Below are 10,952 nucleotides of genomic sequence, written 5' to 3' on the forward strand. Positions count from 1 at the left end.
TGAGATGAAAAGTGGTATGAAGCTTATACTGAAATATATTGTGATGTACTTGTCGTGTCTCTGGCCCAGGAGCAGAAAGGTTTGGGTATTCGGCGCATGGCTCGGACAGCAGTTTGCCGACAATCCTAAATATCTGTTTATTGAGGCAAATCAGATGGACGGAATCCGGCCGGTCTGGATCACGAAAAATCCACGTGTTGTCAGGGAAGTGAGAGAGTTAGGTTATGAGGCTTACCTGTTTTCTGAACGGAAGGGGATTCTCTGTCAGCTCAGGGCGAAATATGCGGTGATGTGCAATGGAATCAGTGATCTGAATCATGCATTTCTCGGAAGAGCCGTATTTTTGAATGTCTGGCATGGAGTTCCGCTTAAGAAGATTGGATATGATGATACCAAGGGAAAAGACTGGGACAGCAGGGGACAGAAGATCCGGCGTAAGATTCAGCAGTTTCCTCTGGGAAGAGAGTATGTGGTGGCTACGAGCCGGACTTTTTCCGAGATTTATAAGAGTGCGTTCCGCCGTCCGGCGGAGCAGATCCTTACTTATGGACAGCCCAGGAATGATTTTTTCTACGACGATAAACATCTTTTTCCGGTGAATGAAAAACTGAGGAAGCGGCTTGAAGGTCAAAACGTGATTCTGTACGCACCTACACACCGGCAGGAAGGAAAGATTCCGTTTCCTTTAAGGGAGCATTTTGATTTAAAAAAGCTGGATGAATTCTGCCGGGATCATCAGATCCTGTTTATCATTCGCAGACATTTTTATCATATTCATGAGGAGGCAGATCTTTCGGATTATTCCAATATTGTGGATATGACAAAGGATTCGCTGGATATTCAGGAGCTGCTGATAGAAACGGATATACTGATCACCGATTACTCCAGCACATATATTGACTATCTGCTGCTGGACCGCCCGGTTATTTTCTATGATTTTGATTATGACAGCTATATTGAAAAGGACAGGGAGATGTATTTTCCTTATGATGAAGTGACACCGGGGATCAAGGCCGGGACCTTCGATGAATTAATGGAAGGCATGCGGCAGATCGTCTCGGGAACTGATGATTTTAAAGCAGACAGAAAAAAAGTCAGGGATCTTTTTTATTGTAAAAGAGGACAGAGAGAAGTGGGCCGGGCGCTTCTTGAAAAGATGCAGTTTTTGTAGATGATACGCAGGCTGAAAATTTCATATGCAGAAAAAGAGACAGCGAAAAGCTGATTCTCCGTAGATGAAACGGAGGATCAGCTTTTTTTCTTTCGCTGTTTAGAGAGTACTGCGCTAATGCATGAAAGTCTTTCCTATCTGATGGGAAATAGTCTGGTTGAGGGGTAAGAAAGGGGCATGGTATTCTTGAGACAAGATAAGAGGAACCATATAGTAAAAAAGGAGGAGAAACATATGAGAGCGGCTGTATATTATGCACCAAATGATTTAAGAATGGAAGACGTGGAAACCCCTGAGCCGGGGCCGGGGGAAATTTTGATGAAGAATATTTCGGCGCTGACATGCGGAACGGACTTGAAGCAGTATAAAAGAGGATATCCGAAATTCAAAGAAGGGCAGAAACTGATCTTTGGACACGAGAGTGCCGGAATTGTCGCCAAAGTAGGGGAGGGAGTAACCGGCTTCAAAGTGGGAGACAGGATCGCACCTCACAATTCTGCTCCGTGCAATAAGTGTTACTACTGTAAGATCGGGGAACACAGCATGTGTGAGGATCTGACCATGGTAAAGAGTGCCTGGGCGGAGTACCGGCTTCTTCCCGCGGCCATCGTGAGAGAGAATGTGTTTCATATTCCGGACCATATTTCCTTCCGTTCTGCTGCGCTACTGGAACCGCTGGGCAGTGCGGTCCATGGAATCACAGATGCAGATATTCAGCTGATGGATACTGTAGTGATCAACGGGGCGGGTCCACTGGGGCTTATGATGACAAAGCTTGCTAAACTCCGGGGCGCTTATGTTATCAGCACAGATAAAAATGCAAAACGCCTTGGGGTGGCCAGGGAACTGGGTGCTGACGTTACTATTGACATTTCTGAAACAGAGGATGTAGTGGAGGCTGTCAAAGGGCTGACTCCTTGCGGAAGAGGTGTTGATATAGCGATCGATGCTACCGGGGTCCCCGAGGTTTGGGAAAAAAATCTTTACATGGTCAGAAAAGCCGGGACTGTCCTTGAATTCGGAGGATGCAGGGGAGGAAGCCGGATCACGGTGGACACGACACTTCTTCATTACTCCCAGCTGACAGTGAAGGGAGTCTACCATACGACACCGAAGCTTGAGGAACAGGCATTCAGACTCATTGAAAGAGGGATTATCAGCGAGGATCTTTTTGTAAATGATACATATCCCCTGGAACAGTGTCTGGATGCGCTGAACTCCCATGCGGGAGGAGAAGTCATCAAAAATGAAATACGCTGTGATTTATAGAGATAAAAAATTGTGAATTCAAGGAGGAAACTATGGAAAAAGAGAGAGAGAAAAGGTCATTCAAGCTGCTATCGAGTGCAGTGACAAGAAGCTGATCCATGGGACTTCGGGAAATGTTTCGATCGCCTGCAGAGAAGAGGGGGTCATGGTGATTACACCCAGCGGGATACCATATGAGGAGATCACACCGGATATGGTGCCGGTGATCGATCTTGCCACAGGGGAATGGACAGAGGGAAAATGCAAACCGTCCACAGAAGCACCGATGCACCGCCTGATTTTTCTGAATAAAGTAAAGATGGAAGCGGTCGTACATACACATTCTCCTTTTGCCACCGCCATGTCGATTCTGGTGGAAGAGCTTCCGGCGGTGGCCGCTGCTTCTGCACCGTATTCTCCGGTGAAAGTGGCACCGTTTGAAATACCGGGGTCGCAGGAGATCGCAGAAGCGGCAGTGAAGGCTATGGGCGACCACAATGTGGTGTGTTTACTGGAAAATCACGGTCTGATCGCTGCGGGAAGAAATGTCTCCCAGGCGATGAGCATTGCAGAATATGTAGAGGAAAATTCACAGATAGCATATTACACCTATGTGGCAGGAAAAATGAAGCCTTTACCGGAATCGGGCTATAAGATCATGCATGACCGGGCAGTAAAGAAGCTTGGATTAGAATAAGAGAGACAATTTATAAAGAGTGGAAAAAAATACCTGAAGGATGAGCGGAACTGAGGTGATAAGATAAAAAAAACAGTAATGAGAGGGTGATAGCAATGATAGGACTGCCGACAAGGCAAAAGAAGATATTAAAAAAGCTAATGTCTTTGGACGGCTGGGTAAAAGGGAAGGAACTTGCTGAGGAGATGGCGGTGACTCCGAGAACCATCCGGGCGGATATTGCAGCAATTAATGTCTGGCTGAAAACCGTGGGCTGTTATATAGAATCTTCCAGACAGGAGGGCTACCGGCTGCGGGGAGAGAGGCAGGGGGAGCTGGAATCTTTGCTGTGGGATGGTATGGATGTGCCTTTGACACCGCAGGAGCGGATGCGTGCCCTTGGGATCAGACTTCTTCAGGCGGATGAAGAGAAACCGGAGGATGTGGATGAGCTGGAGGAAGAAATGTTCGTCAGCCGGACGACCCTGGAAAGCGGGATTTTTAAGATCAAAGCTATGCTGGAGAGCCGCACGACACCAATGTATGTTAAGAGGAACGGGAGAAAGATATGGACTTACGGGGAGGAAGAGACGAGAAGATTTCTTCTGAAGGAACTGATGGTAGACCGGACGGACCCGGATTATCTGATGATTGAGAATTATGACGATTATTTTGGGGCTGACATACCGGAAAAAATGATGAACTGCGTGCTGAATGCACTGGCGGACAATGAAATTTCCATGACAGCGGAGGATATCCTTCATTTGGTTATTTATCTGTCGATTAAACTTACAAGAGTCCATATGGGGTATGAATATAAGAATAAAACAAAAGATATTCTGACATCAGAGGATATCAACTGGACACTTGCGGAGACCATTTCAGGGAAAGTCAGAGAAGAATTCTCCACAGAATTAAATGAGGAAGAACTGGTGGATCTGGCGGTTCAGCTTTCTCTGTTTCGGCTGATCGGAAGTGAAGCAGAGGTCAGGCCGGCGCCGATACCCGAGCAGTCCCACTATGAATTTGTGGTCAATGAACTCTTAAATGACATTAAAAACAAATTTCATCTGGATCTTACGGATGATCAGGAGCTGAAGGCAGGGCTTGTGACCCACATCCGGTATACATTAAAAAGAATCAGGATGGAGCCGGAGAGCACCAATCCGGTGCTGATGCTTTTAAAGACAGAATATCCCTTTGTGTTTGATATGTCTCTGTTTCTATACGAGCGGTTTTACGATGTGTTCGGAGTGAGGCTGAATGAAAATGAACTGGGATATGTGGCCACTTATCTGGGAAGTGCGGTGGAGAGGATGGAGAGAAAAAAATCTCCGAAAGATTTTACGATTGCAGTCGTCACAGGAATGAATTATGGGACAAGCAGGCTTTTGACTACAAGACTGAAGGCGATTTACGGTGACATCTGCAATATTGAAGGTCCTTTCTCTATCTATGCAGTCAATGAGATAGAAAAATTAAAACCTACTTTTCTGATTACCACAGAATCAAAACAGGTACTGAAAAACTTTCAGGTACCGAAAATACAGATTTCGCCTCTGCTGAACGAAAAAGATCAGAGGGAGATCAATAAATGGCTTCTGCAGATGCGTAAAGAATTGATGTATGACCAGCTTCCAAGGAGCATTAAAGATTATTTTCACAGAGAACTGTTTTTTTATAATCTAAAGGCTGAGACGCCGGAAAAAGTTATCCGGACAATGTCAGAACATCTCATAAGGCTTGACTTCGCCGGAGAGGATTTCGCGGAAAAGACGCTGATGAGAGAACAGGTGGCCTCTACAATCTTTGGAAATAAGATTGCTATGCCTCATCCGATCGAAGCATGTGCAAAGAGGACGGTTATCAGCGTGGGCATTCTGAATCAGTCCATTTTATGGGGCAGCGGTCAAGCACAGCTGATCTTTATGCTGGCAGTGAAAAAGGAAGATATGAAGTATTTAAACAGCTTCTTTGACTTGACGGTGCGCCTGGTGGATGATGAGGGTCTGGTAAGGAAGCTGCTGGGTTCCGAAAACCTGGCTCAGTTTAAAGACAGACTTCCGATTTTATAGAGAAAGGAAAGAAAGCATATGAATTTAAAAGAGTTGATTTGTCCGAAGCTGATTCTGTGTGATGTCGATGCAAAGGATTTCCAGGATGCCTTAAGGCAGATGGCAGGACATTTAAAGAAAGAAGGATATGTGGAGGAAGGATATCTGGATATGCTTTTGGAAAGGGAACGGAAATTCCCCACCGGACTTTGTACCAAACCGTTTGCGGTGGCTCTGCCCCATACGGAGCCTGACCACGTGATAAAGCCGTGTATAGCCGTTGCCAAGCTTAGAAGGCCGGTAGAATTTCATGAAATGGTGAATGATCAGAACACAGTCGACGTTCGTTTTATTTTTAACCTGGTACTGCAGAAGACAGAGCAGCAGCTGGAACTGCTGCAGAAGATCATATCAATTTTCTCTGATAAGGAGGCGATGGAACAGCTGGAGAAAGAGCAGGAACCTGAGAAAATAGCAGAAATTTTAGAACATACAAAAATAGGAATAAACACTTAAACATCGAAAGAAGGGAGAAAAATTATGGCAAAAGTATTTAAGGTTTTGTCTGCCTGCGGCAGCGGAATTGCAACTTCCTCTCATGTGGCAACTTCCATCCGGCAGGGGATGGCAGACCGGGGAGTGAATGTTGAAGTCAGGACCTGCGGAGTAAATGAGATGTCGGGATTGATCGACAACGTGAAACCGACCATTATTGTTTCCACAACTTCCTTAGAATCTGTGAGAAATGTGGGTGAGATTAAAGTCATGTCAGGGGTTCCCCTGCTAACTGGTATTGGGAAAAATCAGTTTTTTGATGAAATGGAAGAATATTTAAAAAGTATTTCATAACAAATGAAAAGGAGGATGGAATATGGGCGTTATCAATACGATTTTAGGTCTTGGGGCATCTGTTATTATGCCGATCGTTATCTTTCTTCTGGGAGTGGTCTTCCGGATGAAGGTAAAAAATGCGCTGAGAGCCGGACTTACGGTAGGAATCGGATTTACCGGCATAAGTCTTGCAATCAGCCTGGTAAGCGACAATCTTGGAGGCCTTGTAAAAGCCATGCAGGCAAACTGGGGACTGGCCCTGGATATCACGGATGTAGGATGGCCTGCGGCTTCGGGCATTGCTTTCGGAAGCGGAACCTTTGTGCTGGCATCCATCGTGACATTCCTTATAGTCAATGTGATCTGCCTGGCAATTAAGATCACTCACACGCTGAATGTAGACATCTTCAACTACTGGCACTTTATTCTGATCGGAACTGTATCTTACTTTGTCACAGGAAACTTCATTCTGGGTATTGTCGTAGGTACATTGTTTATGATGGTCAATACGATCTTAGGAGAGAGACAGGAGCAGGTGATCACCGACTTTGCAGGAGAACAGATGGCCGGCCTGACCTTCTCCACACAGGGATTCCCGCTTCAGCTGTTATTCGCCAGAGGTGTGGACTGGGTCATTGATAAGATCCCCGGTTTAAACAAAATTTCTTTTAACCTTGGAAATTTGCCGTCAAGCATCTCTTTTTTCGGCGAACCGATGATTTTGGGATTTCTGCTTGGAGGTATCATGAGCTTTCTCGCAGGATATAAATGGGATGCGGCTCTGGTCGTAGCAGTCGGACTTTCCGCTGCCATGTTCCTGCTTCCGAGGATGGTTTCCATCATGATGGAAGGGCTTGCTCCTCTTACGGATGCGGCCAGAGACTTTATGAACACCAGATTTCCGGGAAGAAAATTCAACATTGCTATGGATTACTGCATGCTTCTCGGGGACAGGGACGTTATCACTATGGGAATCATCACTGTGCCGATCGTGCTTGGACTGGCAATCATTCTTCCGGGAAACAGATTTCTTCCGTTTACAGACCTTACCGCCCTTCCATACTGGATGATCGGTGTTGTCATCGGCACAAAGAGAAACTCTTTCAGGGCCTTGATTGCTGCGGTGCTGACACTTTGCATCGGCCTGTGGATTGCGACAGACCTGGCACCGCTGATCACACAGATGGCTGCCGGCGTAGGATTTAAGTTTGAGGCCGGAACTACCATATCAGGATTTTGTGTAGGACAGGAATGGGTCGGATACATCATACATAAGATTGTTTCCTTCTTCTCCGGAATGTTCTAGACGGAAGACAATACAAGATACCAAAATATTTTCTATATAGTTCGCTGGAAAGGGATTGTCAGGGAGACCGGGCGGTCCCGTTCCTTTAAGGAGAGAAAGGGAGGTTTTGGCATGTTAGTTTCAATGAGGGAATTGCTCGTGAGAGCAAAAGATGGGAAATATGCGGTAGCTGCAGCAAATGTTTTTACGGGGAGAACGGTGGAAGCGTGCTTTGCGGCCGCATCGGAAATGAAGGCTCCGGTGATCATAGCCTGCACGCCTTATGTGCAGATGGAGGAGCTGGCCATGGCGGTACGGATGTATGAGAAAAAATACCCGGAGGTAACCGCAGCCCTGCATCTGGATCACGGGAAAGAGTATGAGGATGTTCAGCGTGCCCTGAGATGCGGTTTTACCTCTGTCATGCTGGATAAATCCACACTTCCCTATGGAGAGAATGTAAAAGCAGTGAAAGAGGCTGTGCGGGCGGCTCACGCAGTCGGTGTTACGGTGGAGGCAGAGCTGGGACACGTGGGGAAAGGAGCAGAGTATGAAGAGACAAGGGACAGCGGGCTTACCAGGAAAGAGGAGGCCGCTGGCTTTGTGAAAGAAACCGGAGTGGACTGCCTGGCCGTGGCGGTGGGAACATCCCATGGAGTTTACAGGGGAAAACCTCATTTAAACTTTGAGCTGCTCTCTGAGCTGAGCAGAGAAGTATCCGTGCCCTTCGTGCTGCACGGAGGTTCTAATACGGGAGAGGAAAAGCTGAAGAAGGCTATCACCCTTGGAATACAGAAGATCAATCTGTCTACGGATCTTTCCACGGAATACTTAATCGGGGTGCGGAAGTTTAAAGAGGAAAACGATCCGCTGTTCGATAATGAGGGAAAACTTATCTATACCGGAAACCGGACGGTGTATGCCAACCAGGCACTGGCAGCGGGGGCAGAAGCCTATAAACATATTTTAAAAACATACATGAAAACGTTTGGAAGCGAAGGAAAAGCATTGGAATGAGAGAGGAGACAACATGGAGAAAATAAAAGCTGCCGTGAGTATGGAACTTTGGCCGGAACATTTGAAAGAGCTGGAGTCCTGCTGTGATGTGAAAATGCTTCCGTGGACGGCCACGGATATCCTTCCCACAGAGGAAGAGATCATAGAAGAATGTTCTGGCTGTGAGGCGGTACTGTTTTATACTGATCCGGTGACAGAAAGAGTGATCAGGGAACTCAAAGAAAAAGGGTTAAAACTGATCGGCTGCGGAAGGGCTACGCCTAACAATATTGACACGAAGACTGCAAAAGAGCTGGGGATTCCGGTTATCCACGCGCCGGGAAGAAATGCACATTCGGTTGCGGAATATACCGTGGGCATGATGCTGGATATTTGTAAGAGGATTTCTTTTACCTATCACGGCCTCTGGTCTGGAAGATTTCTGGCGGATGAAAAAGATATTTACGATGTGCCGGATAAAAAGGATGTGATCTGGCGGTTTAAGGACAGAGAGAATCCGAGATCCTCCTATCCGTGGGGAATCGATGTATACGGCCGGACAGTGGGCATCGTCGGACTGGGCCATATCGGACAGAACGTGGCGAAGATCTGTTCCGGCATGGGGATGAAAGTTGCTGCTTATGACCCATTTCAGCCCCAGGAGATATTTGATGCGGTATGCGCGAAAAAATATGAAGATCCGATCCGGATGCTGCAATCATGTGATTTCGTCAGTGTCCATTTGAGTGTGACGCCGGAGACGAAAGGCATGATCAATGATCAATGGTTTAATGCCATGAGAGAGGACGCCTATTTTATCAATTCGTCCAGGGCTGCCGTAGTGGATCAGAGGTCGCTGATCGAGGCTCTGGAGAACAAAAAGATTGCGTTTGCCGCGGTGGATGTCATGTGGGATGAACCGGCGCCGAAAAATCATCCGTTTTTTACGATGGACAACGTTCTTCTGACGCCGCATATGGCTGGGATCAGCACAGATTCTAAAAAATGGGCATCTGAGATGATAGTGGAAGATCTGCTCAACTATATATGGAAACAGCCGCTGCTCCGAGTTTGGAAACGGTAGAAAGGAGGCGGATACTATGAATTGTGTGAGAACTGTCCTCGGAGATGTGGACGCAGAAGAAATGGGGTTTACCTATACGCATGAACATGTCTGCTGCAATCCGTATACAGCAGAAAAGGATCCTACTCTGGCAATTACGGATATAGAGGGTTCCATAAGAGAACTTCGCCTGTTTGCCGAAGCCGGCGGGTCTGCTATTGTGGAGGGAACGGCTGCCGATTACGGAAGAGACCCGCAAAAGCTTGTCTATGCAAGCAGGCAGAGCGGAGTGCATCTGATTGCCACCGCCGGATTTTATCTGTTTGACCACAACCCGGATTTTATTGATGATATCAGCACAGAGGAGCTGGCAGAACTGTTTATAAGAGAGATAGAGGAAGGCATGGACGGAACGGAGATCCGGGCAGGACAGTTAAAATGTGCGGTATCTCCCCGGTTTATTCATCCGAGGGAAGAGAAGTGTCTGAGAGCTGCCGCCAGGGCACAGCAGAAGTCCAATGCCCCAATCTGGATTCATCACGGAGGGATGATGGGGATAGAAATTCTGAGACTTCTGGACCGCTGCCAGGCGGATCTCTCCAGAGTAGTGCTCGGACATATGGACCGGAATCCGGATCCCGATGAATATAAGAAAATTGCTTCTATGGGAAGCTTCCTGTCTGTGGACAACATCGCAAGAGTTTACCGCTATCCGGTCCAGACTAACATTGATATGATTTTGGATCTGATGGAAGAAGGTTATTTGGAAAGGCTTCTGATCAGCGCGGACTTTGGCAGGAGCAATTATTTCAGGGCCAACGGCGGCGGACCGGGTCTTGAGTATATTTTAAACAAGTTTATTCCGAGGCTTAAGGAGTCGGGCGGAATTACAGAGAATGAAATCCGGACCATTTTTGTTGAAAACCCAAAAAAGGTATACGGCTGTTTTTAGCCAGGACGGAGGGACCTGATGTATCAGAAACAAACAGTGATAAAGGGAAAGACAATTACGTCTGCATTTCTAATGGCACCCATGGTGACGTTCGGCTATGGGGTTAAGAACGGCATAATCACGGATGAGCTGATCTCCCACTATGAGGCCAGGGCCAGGGGCGGGATCGGAATGATCATCGCGGAAGCAGCCTGTGTGGCAGAGGACGGAAGGCTTTCTGAGTATCAGACAGGTATATGGAACGAGGATCAGATGGAGGGGCACAGAATGCTGGTGTCCGCAGCACACAAGTTTAAAGTTCCGATACTCTCACAGCTTCACCATGCGGGCATACGGACAGTATCGGGAAGGCCTGCCTCCCCGTCCGCATTTCATGGGACACTCAGGGGAAGAGAATATACGGCAGACGAAATGAGTGAAGACGAAATCCTATTGAGAGAACAGCAGTTTATTGAGGCTGCTGTCAGGGCCAGGGCTGCCGGATATGACGGAGTCGAGCTTCACTGCGCTCATTCTTATTTTCTGAATGCATTTTTATCTCCGACAGTCAATCATAGGACAGACCGGTTCGGGGGAAACATCGAAGGAAGAATGAGGGTTGTACTTGATATCATGGAGGGCATCCGGCATAGCTGCGGTGAGAATTTTCTCATTTCCGTCCGCCTCGGATTTGACG

At 47.1% G+C, this 10,952-nt stretch carries 11 protein-coding genes; all 11 read left to right on the forward strand.

The window, feature by feature from the left end; translation table 11 throughout:
• Window positions 1-4: 4 nt before the first annotated feature.
• A complete protein-coding gene (locus tag QVP35_RS09350; protein ID WP_009290655.1) occupies window positions 5-1,171 on the forward strand; it encodes a CDP-glycerol glycerophosphotransferase family protein in 1,167 nt (388 codons plus the stop codon).
• A gap of 234 nt (window positions 1,172-1,405) precedes the next feature.
• On the forward strand, window positions 1,406-2,440 hold the full coding sequence (locus QVP35_RS09355; RefSeq protein WP_022261084.1) for a zinc-binding dehydrogenase: 1,035 nt from the start codon (window positions 1,406-1,408) through the stop codon (window positions 2,438-2,440).
• A 58-nt stretch (window positions 2,441-2,498) separates the two neighbouring features.
• The gene (locus QVP35_RS09360) at window positions 2,499-3,116 is read left to right on the forward strand and encodes a class II aldolase/adducin family protein (protein WP_256129255.1); all 618 of its coding nucleotides are present in this window, start codon (window positions 2,499-2,501) and stop codon (window positions 3,114-3,116) included.
• Window positions 3,117-3,211: 95 nt separating this feature from the next.
• Complete coding sequence (locus tag QVP35_RS09365) at window positions 3,212-5,170, forward strand: BglG family transcription antiterminator (protein WP_022261085.1); 1,959 nt, start codon at window positions 3,212-3,214, stop codon at window positions 5,168-5,170.
• Window positions 5,171-5,188: 18 nt separating this feature from the next.
• The gene (locus tag QVP35_RS09370; RefSeq protein WP_006565686.1) at window positions 5,189-5,665 is read left to right on the forward strand and encodes a PTS sugar transporter subunit IIA; all 477 of its coding nucleotides are present in this window, start codon (window positions 5,189-5,191) and stop codon (window positions 5,663-5,665) included.
• 24 nt (window positions 5,666-5,689) lie between these two features.
• Window positions 5,690-5,998 carry a hypothetical protein gene (locus tag QVP35_RS09375; RefSeq protein WP_006565685.1) on the forward strand — a complete coding sequence of 103 codons (309 nt, stop codon included), beginning with the start codon at window positions 5,690-5,692 and terminating at the stop codon, window positions 5,996-5,998.
• A 22-nt stretch (window positions 5,999-6,020) separates the two neighbouring features.
• A complete protein-coding gene (locus tag QVP35_RS09380) occupies window positions 6,021-7,286 on the forward strand; it encodes a PTS transporter subunit IIC (RefSeq protein WP_006565684.1) in 1,266 nt (421 codons plus the stop codon).
• Between the two features lie 111 nt (window positions 7,287-7,397).
• Window positions 7,398-8,282: a class II fructose-bisphosphate aldolase gene (locus QVP35_RS09385; protein WP_009290659.1), complete on the forward strand. Its 885-nt coding sequence runs from the start codon at window positions 7,398-7,400 to the stop codon at window positions 8,280-8,282.
• Between the two features lie 13 nt (window positions 8,283-8,295).
• Window positions 8,296-9,345 (forward strand): 2-hydroxyacid dehydrogenase, encoded by a 1,050-nt coding sequence (locus QVP35_RS09390; RefSeq protein ID WP_009290660.1) that lies wholly within the window; start codon window positions 8,296-8,298, stop codon window positions 9,343-9,345.
• A 16-nt stretch (window positions 9,346-9,361) separates the two neighbouring features.
• A complete protein-coding gene (locus QVP35_RS09395) occupies window positions 9,362-10,276 on the forward strand; it encodes a phosphotriesterase family protein (RefSeq protein ID WP_009290661.1) in 915 nt (304 codons plus the stop codon).
• Window positions 10,277-10,294: 18 nt separating this feature from the next.
• Window positions 10,295-10,952, forward strand: a 658-nt coding sequence (locus tag QVP35_RS09400; RefSeq protein WP_442852523.1) for an oxidoreductase, incomplete at its 3' end; no start/stop codon positions are given.

It is taken from the genome of Anaerostipes sp. CAG:276, assembly GCF_000432215.1.
GTDB lineage: Bacteria > Bacillota > Clostridia > Lachnospirales > Lachnospiraceae > Anaerostipes > Anaerostipes caccae.